Origin of the sequence: Phytobacter sp. SCO41, from assembly GCF_003073275.1 — a bacterium.
Classification (GTDB): domain Bacteria; phylum Pseudomonadota; class Gammaproteobacteria; order Enterobacterales; family Enterobacteriaceae; genus Phytobacter; species Phytobacter diazotrophicus.
In genome coordinates this window covers 847,152-863,485 of record NZ_CP027225.1, presented here as the reverse complement: position 1 = coordinate 863,485, position 16,334 = coordinate 847,152, and the positions used below count along the sequence as shown (strand labels likewise).

The window sequence follows — 16,334 nt, the reverse complement described above, 5'->3', positions numbered from 1 at the left end:
CATGAAAGTTTCCTTCCAGATTAAGCTCTTTATTTCGCTGGTACTGTTTTTCTCCGGTTTGTTCATCTTACTGGGTGGTTATTATTATATCGATGTCGGTCGCCAGCTTTATCAGGAAATGAGTACGCGAGCAAAAATACAAGCTGAAGAAATAGCGATAATTCCGAATTTACGCAAATCGGTTGCGGAAAAAGATATTCCCGCGATTGCAGAATTTATGCAACAAGTAGTCGATCGCAGCGATGCCAGTTTTATTGTCATTGGCGATGATAAAGGCATTCATCTATTCCATTCGGTTTATGATGACCGTGTGGGGACTACGCTTGTCGGGGGCGATAATCAGGAAGTGTTACAGGGTAAAAGCCTGACCACTATCCGCCAGGGCGGCCTGGGTATTTCCTTACGCAGTAAAGCACCGATATTCAATGACGCAGGCAAGGTGATTGGTATTGTTTCCGTGGGTTATCTGACCAGCTATCTCGATACCATCACCCTCGGCAAGGCAATCAATATCTTTATTGCCGCCGTACTGCTGTTAGCGGCACTGTTTATCTTCTCGTGGTTCTTTACCCGCAGTATCAAGAAGCAGATCTTTTCACTGGAGCCGCGAGAAATCGGCCTGCTGGTGCGCCAGCAAAAAGCGATGATGGAGTCGATTTACGAAGGGGTGATCGCCATCGACAGCAATCTGCGCATCGAGGTGATAAACCAGGCCGCGAGAACATTGCTCAATCTGAGCCAACCCACGCGCGAACTGCGGGGGCAATTGATCTCCGACGTGATTCCGGCCGTGCCCTTTTTCTCCCGCAGTGCGATGCTGGCGAAAGATACACACGATGAGATCTGCCGTTTTAATCACGCGACAGTCATTGCCAGCCGTGTGCGCATTATGCTGGAAGATAAGCTGCAAGGTTGGGTCATTACCTTTCGCGATCGTAATGAAATCGACAGCCTCAGCGCCCAGTTGAGCCAGGTGAAACGTTATGTCGATAACCTGCGTATCATGCGCCACGAGCAGCTTAACCGGATGACGACACTTTCCGGCCTGCTGCATATGGAACGCTACGACGAGGCAATTCGTTATCTTCAGGCCCAGTCGGAGCATGCGCAGGAGCTGCTTGACTTTATTTCGTCACGTTTTAGCTCCCCTACATTGTGCGGTTTGCTGCTGGGTAAAGCGGCCCGCGCAAGGGAAAAAGGGGTAGAGTTGGTTTTTGACCCTGGCTGCCAGATGTCGCGCCCCGCGCACCTGCTGGTGGAAGCCGAACTGATATCGATTATTGGTAACCTGCTGGATAACGCCATTGAAGCAACGCAACGCGCCGCGTTGCCGCACGAGCCCGTTGAGGTCTTGATCCTGCAAAATGAGCGCGAGCTGATTATTGAAGTGGCAGATCGCGGCATCGGGATCGACCCGTCCCTTCGGGATCGTATTTTTGACCGAGGGATGACAACGAAACGCAACGGCGATCATGGCATCGGCCTGTATCTGATCTCCAGCTATGTCACGCAGGTGGGCGGCACCATTGAAGTTTCTGATAACGCGCCGCGCGGAACGATTTTCTCTTTATTTATTCCGGAAACGGGTCAGATACAACGCCCCGCTCCGACTCTGGAAGATCAGAATTATGCGACATGAACAGATAGATGTGCTGATAGTAGAAGATGAAAACGAGCTGGCGCAGCTCCATGCAGAACTGATTGGTAAGCATCCACGATTGCGGCTGGTGGGTATCGCCACATCCCTGGCAGAAGCGAAGGCGCTGCTCGCCAGTAAGCAACCACAACTGGTGTTGCTCGATAATTATCTGCCGGATGGCAAAGGGATTACGCTGATTAGCGACCCGATGATCATTCGCGCCAACTGTTCGGTTATTTTCATTACCGCCGCCAGTGACATGGATACCTGTAGCCAGGCGATTCGCAACGGCGCGTTTGATTACATTCTTAAACCGGTGTCGTGGAAACGTCTGAGCCAGTCACTGGAACGTTTTGTGCAGTTCACCGAGCAGCAACGGGTGTGGAAGATTGTCGATCAGCAGAACGTGGATTCGCTGTATCAGTTGCAGGCAAAGAACTACAAGCTGGATAACGGCAGTAAAGGGATCGAGGAGAATACACTGTCTCGCGTACAGACCCTGTTTGCCGATGCGGGTGAGCGCTGTTTTTCCGTGGATGAAGTGGTGACGGAGACGGGGCTCAGTAAGACCACCGCCCGCCGCTACCTGGAGCACGGCGTGGAGTCCGGTTTTTTATCGGTTGAGATGCAATATGGCAAGATTGGGCATCCACGCAGGATGTACCGCCGTGCGGGCGAAGGGGTATAGGTTTCGCGGTTTTCACCTCACCTGAACGTATCCCGGATTAGTAAGCGACATCCGGGCTATCCGCCCTCTCCCTGTGGGAGAGGGCCGGGGTGAGGGCATCAGACCGCAGAGGACTGTTTCAACACATTGCCGTATAAGCGCTTAATCCCATCGGCATCTGTCTCGGAGTAGACCCCCTGCAGCTCCGGCGAGAAACCTGGCAGCAAATTGACGCCCTCTTCCAGCGCCAGGAAGTAGCGTTGTACCGCGCCGCCCCACACTTCACCAGGCACCACGCATAGCACACCAGGCGGGTACGGCAGCGCTCCTTCTGCCGCAATCCGTCCTTCCGCCTCACTGATACGCACCAGCTCCACGTTGCCGCGAATATACTCCTGATGGGCATCCTGCGGGTTGACGGCAACCGCCGGGAAACTCGCCTTGCGAAACATCTCTTTTTGCAGATCTTTCACATCGAAGCTGACGTAAAGATCATGCATCTCCTGGCAAAGCTGGCGGAGTGTATAGTCGCGATAACGCACCGGATACTTGTTGTAGATGGTCGGCAACACATCTGCCAGCGGCGTATCGTCTTCTATGTGACGCTCAAACTGCGACAGCATGGCCACCAGATGGGCCATCTTCGCTGTGCTTTCCGCTGGTGTCAGCAGGAACAGAATAGAGTTAAGGTCGCATTTTTCCGGCACAATGCCGTTCTCACGCAGGTAGTTGGCGAGGATCGTCGCCGGAATACCAAACTCAGTGTACTCACCCGTTTGCGCATCAATGCCCGGCGTGGTGAGCAGTAGCTTACAGGGATCCACAAAGTACTGATCCTGCGCGTAACCTTCAAAACCGTGCCAGCTTGCACCGGGCTCAAAGCTAAAGAAGCGACGCTCGCGAGCAATGATCTCTGTCGGATGATCCTGCCACGGTCGCCCGGCAATGACTGGCGGCACGAACGGCTGGATCATTTTGCAGTTGGCGATAATCGATTTGCGCGCCTCAATCCCCACTTCTACGCACTCGGCCCACAGGCGGCGACCACTTTCCCCCTGATGGATTTTGGCGTTCACGTCGAGTGCCGCAAACAACGGGTAGAACGGGCTGGTCGAGGCGTGCAACATAAAGGCGTTGTTCAGGCGCTTATGCGGGCAGAAACGTGCCTGGCCGCGCAGATGATTATCTTTTTTATGGATCTGCGAGGTTTGCGAGAAACCGGCCTGCTGCTTATGCACGGACTGGGTAACGAAGATCCCCGGATCGTTCTCATTGAGTTCCAGCAGCAACGGCGACGTGTCGGCCATCATCGGAATGAACTGTTCGTACCCCACCCATGCCGAGTCAAACAAAATGTAGTCACACAAGGTGCCGATTTTGTCGATCACCTGACGGGCGTTATAGATCGTGCCGTCATAGGTGCCGAGCTGGATCACCGCCAGACGAAACGGGCGCGGCTGGTTGGCTTTTTCCGGCGCTACTTCGCGGATCAGTTCGCGCAGGTATTTTTCATCAAAACAGTGTTCATCAATGCCACCGATAAAACCGAACGGGTTGCGGGAGGCTTCCAGATACACAGGCGTCGCCCCGGCCTGAATCAGCGCGCCATGGTGGTTGGATTTGTGGTTGTTACGGTCAAACAGCACCAGATCGCCACGCGTCAGCAGCGCGTTGGTAACAACTTTATTCGCGGCAGAAGTGCCGTTCAGCACAAAGTAGGTTTTATCTGCGTTGAACACTTTCGCCGCAAACTTCTGCGCATGTTTAGCGGAGCCTTCGTGAATCAGCAGATCCCCCAGCTTCACGTCGGCATTGCACATGTCAGCGCGAAAAACATTTTCACCAAAGAAATCGTAGAACTGTCGGCCCGCCGGATGCTTTTTAAAGAACTCACCGTGCTGATGACCAGGACAGGCGAAGGTGTCGTTTTTCATCTCGACATATTGACGTAGCGTATCGAAAAACGGCGGCAGCAAATTATCTTCATAATCACAGGCGGCGGTCTCCAGCTCCAGCCAGTCCTGCTCTTTGCCATTAATCACCGCCGTGACGCCGTCCGGCGTTTCTTCCAACGTCTGGTCAAATAAGAATACCGGCACGTTGAAGCCCGTCCGTTTGAGCAAGGCCAGAATGCCGCTACGGCTTTCCGCCAGCGTAATGACGACTGCCGCCACATCCGTAAAATCGGTACTGTCCAGCGTCACCATCTGGCGGTGGGTAGACAGGGTGGAGATCAGCTCGCGGCTGACGGCAATTTTCATTGTTTTCATAAGCACAGATACCCGTTTCAGGGGAAGAAAAGGCCCCGGGCAAAGCAGGCGCCTTACCCAACGAACGTGTCTGACTGGAACCCGCTCCGACCGCCAGACATCAGTAAAAGCAGATACACTCTGATTTTAATGTTGTCCTGAAGTGAGCGTACGGTAGCCTCACCGCATGGTGAGTGTAGTATGGGATAAAACTGAACGGGTGCACGTTCGCAGCGTGGCGCGGCGTCTCTGTATGAGCGATAAAATCTGCGTCATTTCAGGTGTCCCCGTGAGGTTGTGAAGAAAATTCGCGCAATCATGTCATCATTTTTTCGCAGGTGCAACCAACGAAGCGAAGGCCAAATGCAACATAATGCAATTGCCTTTTTAATGATTTTCATAAGTGATTATATTCAAAAGCTAAATACAGTTATTACCCGCATTAATCGGGCATAATAATGTGCTTCGTTGCGTCATACTATGCAGTTGTGTTCGCAAAACCTCTGGAGAAAAAACGTGTTAACAGGACCTTATATCAACGCCGCCGCCGTTTTGCTGGGGGGAACGATTGGTGCACTGCTGAGCCACCGTTTACCGGAGCGGGTTCGCTCCTCAATGCCCTCGATCTTTGGTCTTGCCTCGCTGGGCATCGGCATTTTGCTGGTGATTAAATGCGTCAATCTGCCCGTTATGGTGCTTGCAACCCTGGTTGGCACCTTGATAGGTGAACTCTGTTATGTGGAGCGCGGTATCAGCGGCGCGGTGAACGGTTTACGTAAATTAGTACAAAAGCGCCGCTCAGCAAGCCATGCGCTGGATGCTCACGAATCGTTTATCCAAAGCCTGGTGGCGATTATCATTTTGTTTTGCGCCAGTGGCACCGGGATTTTCGGCGCCATGCGTGAGGGGATGACCGGTGACCCAAGCCTGCTGATTGCCAAAGCGTTTCTCGATTTTTTCACGGCGGTGATATTCGCGACTTCGTTAGGTTTTGCCGTCGCGTTCATCTCCGTACCGATGCTTATTATTCAACTGACGCTCGCTACCTGCGCCACGCTTATTTTACCGTTGACCACACCCGCGATGATGGGTGATTTCACCGCCGTAGGCGGCGTGCTGTTGCTGGCAACGGGCCTAAGGATTTGTGGAATTAAGATGTTTGCGGTGGCGAATATGCTGCCTGCACTGGTGCTTGCGATGCCGCTCTCTGCCCTGTGGACCACTTTTTTTGCCTGAGTTCGCGTGCATCATCAGCAAAGTGGTGATAGATTGTGCAGTCTGCAACGATTTGAAGAAATTTCGTTGACGAGGCGAGGCGGATCGGGTTTAATGCGCCCCGTTGCCCGGATAGCTCAGTCGGTAGAGCAGGGGATTGAAAATCCCCGTGTCCTTGGTTCGATTCCGAGTCCGGGCACCACTATTTATAAGGCCTCGCTGAAAAGCGGGGCTTTTTCCTTTCTTCGCTACGGTAGATTTCTGATCGTTGCAGCACGTTATTTGGTTGCTGGATTTCTCGCCATTTTCGCAGAGGTTCTTTATTGTTAGACACCTCAACATCTTCTGATATGCCTTTTCCTAACCTCACAGCTACGGTCTTTCTACGGTCCTCTACGGTTCCTTTCTCTCAGATCATTCATAATGAAGTAGAAAACATGGGGGAAACGGGGAATTTCATGTTTTACCTTATTTAACAAGAAATTACCCATCATCACCTTGGGGGAAAACCGGGGAGACTCCTCTTCATCAAGGGGGAAGAACTCAACTTCATAAATCCTCCCCTGTCAGTCGGGGGTATCCACCATCTCCTCCATCTGTAATAATCGCATTTAAGCCTTTCATTTCTTAACATTACCTGAATCCCCCGTCCTCCACGTCATCATAAAATGATTTATCCGTAGTAATACTACTTGAGCTAAACGTACTGGACTGTTAAACCTGAGTATCCGCTCTAAGCTGGGGTTCAACGAACCAATACAACGCTGTGCTTAATCAACGGGGAGCAAATCACACACTCTAACTATTAGCAATGCCCACTCCTGGCACAAAGCGGCTAAGTTAACTGAGTTGAAGGCCAACTGTGAGCGATCTGCGGACGTTGCTAACAGCGTTCTACATGAACCAGCGGGGGATTGCCCACACAGCAAATACATATGGAACCCTGATCAGGGAAAATAATAAACTATCAATAGAAAAATACGGTGAAGATGAATTAGGAACGAAAAAAACAGTTAATGGAAGGTGATAATTTTCTTGACACTGACCGAGGATAGGTTAACGTTTATTTCTCCAGCGAATTAATTAACAAGCCTGAAAGAGGTAAACTTCATGACAAATAGCTTTAATGCAAAGCGTAAATGAAAATTACGTTTTCGTTACTTGCAAACCTGGCTCAAAAAACACACTCGCTGTATGCTTTTTGCACGATTTTGTTTCAGTCCGCAATTAGTAGTTATGAATATATTGTAACCGAGCCATTAAATACGTAAATATTAGTAGACTACCTTTTTTCAGAAAAAAGATAGATAATTTTAAATAGGATATCTATGCGCAGCCAAAATTTCTTTGATAAGTTAATTGAAAAATTCCAAAATGATAAAAAGCTTAGTGATAATGACAAAGCTGCGGTATTTAAAAACTTAGCCAGCCTTAAAGATACAAAAGTTAACATTTTGATTACTGGTGCTACTGGCTCAGGAAAATCTTCTACAATAAATGCATTGTTTGATTTTGATAAAGCTAAGGTTGGGACTGGTGTTGATCCGGAAACAATGTCAATTTCAAAGTATGAGTTAGATAACATTGTACTTTTTGATTCACCAGGCCTTGGTGATGGGAAGGAAGCAGATCGTCGACATGCAAAAAATATCATTAACAAGCTAGTTGAGAAAGATGATAACGGTGATCTTTTAATCGATTTGGTTCTTGTTATTCTTGATGGTAGCAGCAGGGATTTGGGTACCTCGTTTGAATTGATTAACAATGTTATAATACCAAATTTAGGTGACGACCATTCTCGACTTCTTGTTGCTATAAATCAAGCCGACATGGCAATGAAAGGTAAACACTGGGATTACAATGGAAATATCCCGGAACCAAAATTAATTGATTTCCTTAATGAGAAGGTTTTATCAACAAGAAAAAGAATAAAAGAGGCCACCGGAGTTGATGTTACTCCAATTTATTATTCGGCTGGATACAAAGATGAAAATGAGGAACAAAAGCCATATAACTTATCTAAGCTTTTTGCATATATTCTTAGGAAAACGAAAGAAGAAAAAAGAATAGTTTTTGCTAATGATGTTAATAAAAAAGAAACCATGTGGGAGAAAGATGATAAGTTAGAGGACTATCAAAAAGAAATAAAAGAAACATTTATTGAATCATTAACGAAATCGGTATCAAAAGGTGCAAGCTCTGGATCTGACATTGGTGGTTCTATAGGTGGTATTTTTGGTAAATCCGGCGAGGTTTTAGGAAGGGTAGTTGGCGGAGTTGCTGGGGGTATCTTCGGCTTTCTGGGGGGGTTATTTTCTTGATGCCTGAATTTTCATCTAGATTTTTTGATATAGCTAGAATGAGAAATCTTCTTATCCCTCTAGATTTAGCTCTTGTCGGAGCAACAGGGGTTGGCAAAAGCACCACTATTAATTGTTTATTTGGTAGTGGTGTTGCTGCTGTAGGTGATGGTGTTGAGCCGGAAACCAAAATTATATCGTCTTACAATGTAAGTGAGTATTTTAGGATTCACGATACAGCAGGTTTTGGCGATGGTATTAATGAAGATAAAATATATTCTAAGGATCTATCATTTCTTCTTTCAAAAAAAGTAAAAGCTAAAGGCGGAGAAGATTTATTTGGTTTTATAGATATCGCTTTAGTTATTCTAGATGGAGGAAGCCGTGATTTAGGAACAACATTAAAATTATTGGATAATGTTGTTCTTCATTGTATTGAACCAGAGAGGGTTATTGTTGCAATAAATCAGGCAGATCAAGCAATGAAGGGAAGGTATTGGAATTACGCAAAGAATAAGCCAGAACCAGAACTACTATCGTTCCTTGAGGAAAAAAGCAGTTCCATTCAACGTAGAATTAATGAATCGACAGGATTAACCATAGAACTGCCGATTTTCTACAGTGCATATCATAAATATAACATTTCCAGCCTTCAGGAACAGATACTATGCCAGCTTCCGCATACCAGACGTTTTTAGCCAAATACTGAATGCACTCAAATACGCTATATCAGATAACAGTCCTCTCAAGTAGCTGTCTCTTATACACAACCCCCTGGTGTTAACATCGGGGATTTTTTTAACTTTTTCTGGCATGTAGTAAATGCGCGTGATTCGTTTCATGGCAACGCCCCCTTTGATTAAGGATAGCGTTGAATCACCCCGTTGAATTCACAGCACATAGCCGACTCCGAAACCAGCCACATATGGGCAATGGTCCTTACCCTGATGGCAGGTAATTGTATCCGACTTAAACACATATTATTTCTGTGAACACTTCCCCAACGGCAATCTTTCCACTTAAGACCAGAGTCAGACCGTAAAGCCTGTTCTTGCTGCATTTCTCCTCTTCATTCATTTCATGTGGCAATAGCATTTCTTTCGCCACGCCAGAAAGTCAGCTCAGCGATTAACAACGCCGTGCCGGGGATGGGTCAACCCTGACGTACTTAACACCAGTCACAGGAGGTAATATGTCCCGTCCGAAACGCTTCCGTTTTACCAGTCAGCTCATTAAATCCCTCCCCCCAAACTCATCAGATTCACGCAGCACTGATGCCGAATACAGCGACTCCGAGATTTCTGGCCTGAAATGTCTGGTCAGCAAGGGAGAAGGACGTAAAAAGTTTTTGCTCCGCTACCTCTATCATGGACGAAAACGTGCCATAGCCATCGATCACTGGCCAGAGGTGGATGTCGCTCTTGCTCGTAAAATTGCTTTGGAACATAAACGCTCGCTTGCCACAGGTACTGACACTAAACAGGAACGCGAAAGCAAGAGAAAAGAGATGACGTTTGATGAACTCTTTAATCAGCATTATCTGCCATGGGCAGAATCCACTAAACGTAGCTGGAGAAAGGACATTCAGCGCTACCGGGATCATATCCGCCCCGCCATTGGTCAGATGCTGCTAAGTGATATAACACCCCGCAGCATTCTTAGACTCCAGCAAATGCTAAGTATTTCACTGTCAGCAGCAACCTGTAACCGTGTCATCGTACTGATTAAAGCGGTGTTTACCTGGGCTGGAAGGCAAAGCATCACCTTTGTTCATCAAGCAAGAGTTGTACAGCTTCTCAGGGAAAACAACGCCCGACAACGCTATTTCACCGAGGATGAAATTCGTCGTATTTTCCTCTCCTCCGATAAGGATATCAGCCCGGTTGCTGCCCGTTATGTCAAACTGTTACTGCTCATCGGACTTCGGCGCGATGAACTGCGTCTGGCAAAGTGGGAAAATCTTGACCCGGTAAAACGCACCTTATGGCTTCCGGTGTAGTGGTTTACTGAATTTGGCCACCTGAACAGAGGTGATATGCTCACCTCAGAACATTACAGGTGCCTCAATGAAAAAAAGAAATTTCAGCGCAGAATTTAAACGCGAATCCGCTCAACTGGTACTTGATCAGAACTACACCGTTGCAGCTGCGGCCAGCGCTATGGATGTGGGTCTTTCTACCATGACGCGATGGGTAAAGCAGTTGCGGGATGAACGACAGGGCAAAATACCTAAAGCCTCCCCTATAACCCCGGAACAGATTGAAATACGTGAGCTGAAGAAAAAGCTACAACGCATTGAAATGGAAAACGACATATTAAAAAAGGCTACCGCGCTCTTGATGTCAGACTCCTGAACAGTTCTCGTTAATCGGGAAACTCAGAGCGCAGTATCCTGTGGTCACACTTTGTCACGTGTTCGGGGTTCATCGCAGCAGCTACAAATACTGGGGAAAAAGCTCAGAAAAGCCAGACGGCAGGCGAGCTATGTTACGTAGTCAGGTTCTGGAACTGCATAACATCAGCCATGGCTCTGCTGGCGCAAGAAGTATCGCGATTATGGCAACCCTGAGAGGCTTCAAAATGGGACGCTGGCTTGCCGGAAGGCTCATGAAAGAACTGGGTCTGGTGAGTTGTCAGCAGCCTACCCACCGATATAAACGTGGTGGTCATGAACACATCGTTATCCCGAATCGCCTTGAGCGACAGTTTGCAGTGACAGAACCGAATCAGGTGTGGTGCGGCGATGTGATGTATATCTGGACAGGCAAGCGTTGGGCTTACCTTGCTGTTGTTCTCGATCTGTTCGCAAGGAAACCGGTGGGTTGGGCAATGTCATTCTCACCGGACAGCAAGCTGACCATCAAAGCGCTGGAAATGGCGTGGGAAGCTCGCGGTAAACCAGCCGGAGTGATGTTCCACAGTGACCAGGGTAGCCACTATACAAGCAGGCAGTTCCGGCAGTTACTATGGCGTTGCCGAATCAGGCAGAGTATGAGCCGACGTGGAAACTGTTGGGACAACAGCCCGATGGAACGCTTCTTCCGGAGTCTGAAAAACGAGTGGGTGCCAGTGACAGGTTATATAAACTTTAGCGAAGCTGCTCATGCGATCACAGACTATATCGTCGGGTATTACAGCTCGCTAAGGCCGCATGACTATAACGGTGGATTACCACCAAACGAATCGGAAAGTCGATACTGGAAAAACTCTAAAGCGGTGGCCAGTTTTTGTTGACCACTACAGTCTGCTTTGCAGCCATGCGGAGTGGTTTCTTGCCGGATGTGCTTTATCGGGCGTGTTCGTCATATCCCTGTCCCAAATCAGGCTGGTTGAGGTATTACCGGATACAACCTTTGAAATCGATAATGCACTTATTTCACTGATTGAACAGTCTGACTTTATGGAAGCGTTACCCCACATGAACATTATTCATCAGATAATGGATTACAGGGGCAAAAAAACAAACGAATAATCGTAATTAAAACCACAACATATTATTAGTGATGATTTAATCACATTAACATGTAAAGTGAGAAAGTTATGATTATTGATAGAGAATACGCACTTGTTTATACGGCAGCAAAACTTAACACTGACCTGCGTGACTATGAAAAAGAAATAAACAGAGCAGCCAGCGTAACGTTTGGCAATGACCTGGCTGACATAACAGTATATCAGTTCAGTTTTATCATCAGCATCAGGACCGACGGTGAAAAGATAAAACACGGTCTTCTTGTTAACTTTGGTAAAAACATAGCGAGGCAGGTATCATCACTTTGTGCATCCGCAATGCGATTCTACCCGAATGAAAAACATAAGCCGAGCCGTCAACTTTTCCGTTGCATAAATTAGTTTGTGCAAAGACTGTACTCCTGACACTCTTTAAATTAAAATTGGCCAGCTAAAATAACATATGAGGTTTATGATGGCTGGCCAGTATGAAAAGGCAATAACAATAAAACAAGCAATAGATTCGATTAATTTACGCCACTATCTTCTGCCTGCAATTCAAAGGAAATTTGTCTGGAGCAGCATGCAGATATGTCTTCTTTTTGACTCCATCATGCGAGACTACCCGATAAACTCTTTCATGATGTGGGATATCCGTAGTGCCAGCATTAAAAACGATTACAAATTCTATGAATTCCTGAAAGAATACTGCCAGCGATTTAATGAAGAAAATCCCTGCGTACCAACAAATGCAGGGTTCCATGATTTCAAGGCGGTGATTGATGGTCAGCAGCGTCTCACATCTTTATATATTGGATTGTGTGGAACGTATGCGTATAAACAACCCCGGGTATGGTGGCCTTCGGCACAGGATGATCGCATCCTGCCGCCCAGAAAGCTTTACGTCGATTTAACAGCGCCACTTAAGTCAGACGACGAACTCATGATGAAGTACAACTTCAGGTTTCTGACCGACAAGCAATACACTGATTCACTTACCGATAACAAACATCACTGGTTCTGCCTTCACGAAATATTCAAATACGAGCAACATGATTCTCCGGATGATATTTTATTTAAAGTTGTCGTACCAGAACTCGAAAAAAGAGGACTCATTTCCAGCGAATTCTCCAGAAAAACCCTGCTTAAACTTTATACAAAAATAAGAACTGAGAACATCATCCATTACTTCAATGAGAGCAGTCAGGACATTGACCATGTTTTGGATGTTTTCATACGCACGAACAGCGGAGGGACAAAACTTGAGTTCTCAGACTTACTGATGTCAATAGCGGTAGCGCACTGGCAGGGGGATTTCAGAAGAGAACTGGATGAACTGACAAAAAACATTTATCAGAATAATGAAATGGGTTTTTATATTGAAAGAGACTGGTTCTTAAAAACCAGCCTGATGCTTATTGACTCTGACGTCCGGTTCAAAGTAAAAAACTTCACTTCAGAGGAGGTCGGTAAGATACAACAGCAATGGTCTGAAATAAGATCTTGTATCAAGGAGACTTTTATACTCATCAGACGATTCGGCATCAACCCGCAGTCTTTGATATCTAAAAACGCAGTCATTCCTGTGGTCTACTGGCTTTACAAAAAGCAAATCAATGGACATTCATTATATACAACGATTAATCTCCTGAATAAAAACCACAATGAACGCTCAATAATTAGCCAGTGGTTTTACATGGTACTTCTGAAAGGGATCTTTGGAAGCCAGGCCGATGCACTACTCACGAGCATCAGAGATGTAATGAAGAATAGTCTTTCAGATATTCATTTTCCTCTTGAGAAGATTATTGACAGATATAAAGGCTCGAATAAAGATCTCAGATTTGACGACGAATACATCGAAAGCCTTCTCAATATCAGATATGGCGAAGGTCGTTGCCGTGCACTATTGCATCTTCTGTTCCCTGAAATGAATCCAACCGAGGTATTTCATATTGATCACCTTCACCCAAGAAATCACTTCTCAAAGAAATATCTTGAAAAATTAGATTATGTTGCGAACTCACCGGAGAATCTCGGCTTTTATGAAAACCCGGAACACTGGGACACCATACCTAATCTTCATTTACTGAATCATTCTCAGAATATAAGTAAACATGATACTTCCTTGAAACAATGGTTATCTCAGTCATCAAACAACTATTCGCCATCAATGCTGTTAGTTTCAGATGAAAATATTGAATTCAGTCGCTTCCCGGATTTCTACAATGAGCGAAGAAGCGCCCTGAAGCAAAGACTACTGAATCGGGTGTTTCTTACAACAAAAATAGATTCATCACCATCCACAATGGATACGGATGAAGAAATTCTCACCGACTGAACGTTCAGCCCCGATAGTGCCGGGGCTTCAGTACTGATGGTCAGCGCAATGTTTCTACTGGCCTGACTGAAAGAACGTTGGCTACACAAACGGGCAAACGTATTCTCAGTGCAACGCATGACATACAAAGCCTGTCATCAATATGAAATTGCGATAAAATCGGGCCAATAACAGTACATAAGAAACATACAACAGGATAAGAAATGACAAGCCTTCAGCAGCGTGCAGAGCTACACCGTCAAATCTGGGCCATTGCCAATGATGTCAGAGGCTCAGTAGATGGATGGGATTTTAAACAGTATGTACTCGGTGTGCTTTTCTACCACTTCATCAGTGATGAATTTTTCCAGCTACATGGAAGATTGGAGCATTCATTATGCAGCACTTGATGACAGCATCATTACCGACGACATCAAAGACGATGCCATCAGGTGTAATTCATTTGAATAAATTACTATACGCATTGTCAATTGAAGAGTACAAAACCTCGCATAACATAGCTATTGATGCTGCATGATGTTTTTCTCCTCCACAGGTTGCATTGGATGAAAGCCATGAAACCGCTTTATCGCTATCCCCTATAATTTTCTTAAACTCTTTTCCAATTTCCATTCCATTTGAAGAGAAAAGATCAGCACGTTTATAATTCCAATTATTCCTAACATCACTAGGAAAGGACCAGTTTCGTTTCCCATCCAGAATATTAGATATAATAGCAATTTCCACCCAATCATTTTTCTTCTTATTTATTTCATCGAAAACATATTTTTTGAGACCAACCCATGTTGCTTTATGTGGTTTTTCAGCAGAGCTGACAAATTTTATTTTCTGGTAGTCCTCACTGATTACACCGACATAATTCCTATGAATATAAACATTCTCATGATCACCTTCAATTTTTGAACATAAGCTTGCAATATCTCTATCATCAAATCCTATATTTACTATTTTAAAAATCCTTAGAATATCAATGGCTGAAAAAAATGCACAATAATATGCAGTTACCAGAGGCCATGATGGGTTATAATCCTTGCTATCAACGAGCTTCTTAAGGTTATCATATTGTGTCCTGACCCTGTAGTATCCTATTAAAAAATCAATCAAAAGTGACTCTGAGAAGACTAACTGCGAATTTGTATTAGCCTCAAACCTCCCCGGATGTCCTGTTTTCAAAACCACAAAACCATCGTCTAACAATATTCGTTTTGTAGTACCATTTACGTTGATTGATGTAATATCCTCTTTATCAAAATTGGAGGCTTCCATCAAACTCAGCAAGCGCTTTTCAATTTTATCGGACAAGTAACCAACAATTTTATTCATTAAAATAAATCCTGCTGAGGCATTTTTGCTTTCAGATCAATATCCATAAGATCTATAATATCTTGAGAAAGTTTGTTTATTGTATCTTCGTTAGTACCGGAGTGCGACTCGAAATCAATTCTTTGCAATACCTCAAATACACTCTCAAATGACTCAACCTTATAGTTACCTTCGTAAGCCATTGCCATATGGCAAGCTTTTTCAAATGTTCTGAATATGGCTTGGAAAACTGCAGATTGAACTAGTCGAGCCTGTTGGCCTACTTCTTCTAAGTTTCTATAGACGCCAGACAGGAAATTAAATATCAATCTTTTTTTTGCTTCATACTGTAAATCCTTTAAAGGTGATAAAACCAATATTCTATTTACAGCAGCCTCAAATGGAACATGTGATAAATACCCTCTACCTTTTTGAATTGAACTCATACGCCCATATAAAGGAAAATCTTTATCTTGACTCAATTCCTCAAATAATTTTAATCTTATACCATCTGTTGAATCTTCATCGACAAGATATTTTGTGAGTTCAATCCTAAGAGTTTTAGGGACACCTTTTTGATTAGAGTTAATATCTATGAAATACTGAATTTCTTCGTTTTTATTCAATCCAGATAGAATACAAACAGGTACTTTCAAATCTCTTAACGTCTCGCTTGCTAAATGAGAACCGTATAGTCTATGCTGTCCATCTATGACCAAAAATAAACCATTAGTTAATCCAAAACTCAGCCTAGAAGTAGTATTGTCATATTTTATTTCTGATGGATCTTGGCATGATAAAATTATTGCACCCGGAATTACTCTTTCCTCTAGAAGATATTTAGATATTTTCTTAGCTCTAGAAGCATCCAAAGCTCGTTGAAAACCACTATCAAGGTCTTCTTCAACTCTCGAAACTCTGACACACTGAAATAATTGCTCTGGAGTCATTGTAGTTAGATAGAAACTGATTTTACCTCTGCTTAAATCTAATCCAAAATTCTCGAATACTGTCATTTTTGGCCTTCATCAGTAGAGTGAAATAAAAAGGCATAGCCATAATCGATAAAAGATCATACTGCCTCTAAGTTTTAAAATCAAAGTACTCACAAAATCAATCACTTGTCAAGGATTACACTCAGTATAAGTTCTTCCTGGATGTATGGTCGCAT

11 protein-coding genes, 1 tRNA gene and 2 pseudogenes are annotated in these 16,334 nt (G+C 45.0%); 11 read left to right on the top strand and 3 right to left on the bottom strand.

The genetic code is table 11. From position 1 onward, the window contains the following. Position 1 precedes the first annotated feature (1 nt). Positions 2-1,639, top strand: a complete 1,638-nt coding sequence (locus C5523_RS04260; RefSeq protein WP_108702286.1) for a sensor histidine kinase — start codon at positions 2-4, stop codon at positions 1,637-1,639. Next, positions 1,629-2,327: a response regulator gene (locus tag C5523_RS04255; protein WP_039078043.1), complete on the top strand. Its 699-nt coding sequence runs from the start codon at positions 1,629-1,631 to the stop codon at positions 2,325-2,327. Before C5523_RS04260 ends, C5523_RS04255 begins: the two co-directional genes overlap by 11 nt. A 98-nt stretch (positions 2,328-2,425) precedes the next feature. On the opposite strand, the gene C5523_RS04250 is transcribed toward C5523_RS04255, so the two are convergent. Further along, positions 2,426-4,576, bottom strand: a complete 2,151-nt coding sequence (locus tag C5523_RS04250; RefSeq protein ID WP_071195974.1) for an ornithine decarboxylase — start codon at positions 4,574-4,576, stop codon at positions 2,426-2,428. Between the two features lie 495 nt (positions 4,577-5,071). Here C5523_RS04250 and C5523_RS04245 point away from each other — a divergent pair, with 495 nt between their 5' ends. From C5523_RS04245 to C5523_RS04200, 9 genes and pseudogenes are all read left to right on the top strand, one after another. Further along, positions 5,072-5,791: a DUF554 domain-containing protein gene (locus C5523_RS04245; RefSeq protein WP_039078045.1), complete on the top strand. Its 720-nt coding sequence runs from the start codon at positions 5,072-5,074 to the stop codon at positions 5,789-5,791. A gap of 105 nt (positions 5,792-5,896) precedes the next feature. Further along, positions 5,897-5,972 (top strand) — tRNA-Phe (locus C5523_RS04240). 1,126 nt (positions 5,973-7,098) lie between these two features. After that, positions 7,099-8,091 (top strand): GTPase family protein, encoded by a 993-nt coding sequence (locus C5523_RS04235; protein ID WP_108700638.1) that lies wholly within the window; start codon positions 7,099-7,101, stop codon positions 8,089-8,091. Next, a complete protein-coding gene (locus C5523_RS04230; RefSeq protein ID WP_108700637.1) occupies positions 8,091-8,768 on the top strand; it encodes a GTPase family protein in 678 nt (225 codons plus the stop codon). The genes C5523_RS04235 and C5523_RS04230 overlap by 1 nt, the downstream gene beginning before the upstream one ends. Before the next feature lie 494 nt (positions 8,769-9,262). Next, a complete protein-coding gene (locus C5523_RS04225) occupies positions 9,263-10,069 on the top strand; it encodes an integrase arm-type DNA-binding domain-containing protein (protein ID WP_223878764.1) in 807 nt (268 codons plus the stop codon). Positions 10,070-10,136: 67 nt separating this feature from the next. After that, positions 10,137-11,304 (top strand): annotated as a pseudogene (locus tag C5523_RS04220) (IS3 family transposase). Between the two features lie 306 nt (positions 11,305-11,610). Next, positions 11,611-11,922 (top strand): hypothetical protein, encoded by a 312-nt coding sequence (locus C5523_RS04210; protein WP_108700636.1) that lies wholly within the window; start codon positions 11,611-11,613, stop codon positions 11,920-11,922. A 70-nt stretch (positions 11,923-11,992) separates the two neighbouring features. Continuing rightward, the gene (locus C5523_RS04205; protein ID WP_223878763.1) at positions 11,993-13,861 is read left to right on the top strand and encodes a DUF262 domain-containing protein; all 1,869 of its coding nucleotides are present in this window, start codon (positions 11,993-11,995) and stop codon (positions 13,859-13,861) included. Positions 13,862-14,064: 203 nt separating this feature from the next. Then, positions 14,065-14,305 (top strand): annotated as a pseudogene (locus tag C5523_RS04200) (type I restriction-modification system subunit M N-terminal domain-containing protein); the annotation flags it as partial. On the opposite strand, the gene C5523_RS04195 reads toward C5523_RS04200, so the two are convergent. Further along, entirely contained in the window at positions 14,300-15,184 is an 885-nt protein-coding gene (locus tag C5523_RS04195) for a hypothetical protein (protein ID WP_108700634.1), read from the bottom strand. The pseudogene C5523_RS04200 and the gene C5523_RS04195 sit on opposite strands and share 6 nt — an antisense overlap. Then, the gene (locus C5523_RS04190) at positions 15,184-16,179 is read right to left on the bottom strand and encodes a DGQHR domain-containing protein (protein WP_108700633.1); all 996 of its coding nucleotides are present in this window, start codon (positions 16,177-16,179) and stop codon (positions 15,184-15,186) included. Before C5523_RS04190 ends, C5523_RS04195 begins: the two co-directional genes overlap by 1 nt. Positions 16,180-16,334 lie beyond the last annotated feature (155 nt).

What these genes read in the sequence shown, in the direction of transcription:
- C5523_RS04260 (WP_108702286.1), top strand. Translation starts at nt 2, where the DNA reads ATGAAAGTTTCCTTCCAGATTAAGCTCTTTATTTCGCTGGTACTGTTT.
- C5523_RS04255 (WP_039078043.1), top strand. Translation starts at nt 1,629, where the DNA reads ATGCGACATGAACAGATAGATGTGCTGATAGTAGAAGATGAAAACGAG.
- C5523_RS04250 (WP_071195974.1), bottom strand. Translation starts at nt 4,576, where the DNA reads ATGAAAACAATGAAAATTGCCGTCAGCCGCGAGCTGATCTCCACCCTG.
- C5523_RS04235 (WP_108700638.1), top strand. Translation starts at nt 7,099, where the DNA reads ATGCGCAGCCAAAATTTCTTTGATAAGTTAATTGAAAAATTCCAAAAT.
- C5523_RS04230 (WP_108700637.1), top strand. Translation starts at nt 8,091, where the DNA reads ATGCCTGAATTTTCATCTAGATTTTTTGATATAGCTAGAATGAGAAAT.
- C5523_RS04225 (WP_223878764.1), top strand. Translation starts at nt 9,263, where the DNA reads ATGTCCCGTCCGAAACGCTTCCGTTTTACCAGTCAGCTCATTAAATCC.
- C5523_RS04210 (WP_108700636.1), top strand. Translation starts at nt 11,611, where the DNA reads ATGATTATTGATAGAGAATACGCACTTGTTTATACGGCAGCAAAACTT.
- C5523_RS04205 (WP_223878763.1), top strand. Translation starts at nt 11,993, where the DNA reads ATGATGGCTGGCCAGTATGAAAAGGCAATAACAATAAAACAAGCAATA.
- C5523_RS04195 (WP_108700634.1), bottom strand. Translation starts at nt 15,184, where the DNA reads ATGAATAAAATTGTTGGTTACTTGTCCGATAAAATTGAAAAGCGCTTG.
- C5523_RS04190 (WP_108700633.1), bottom strand. Translation starts at nt 16,179, where the DNA reads ATGACAGTATTCGAGAATTTTGGATTAGATTTAAGCAGAGGTAAAATC.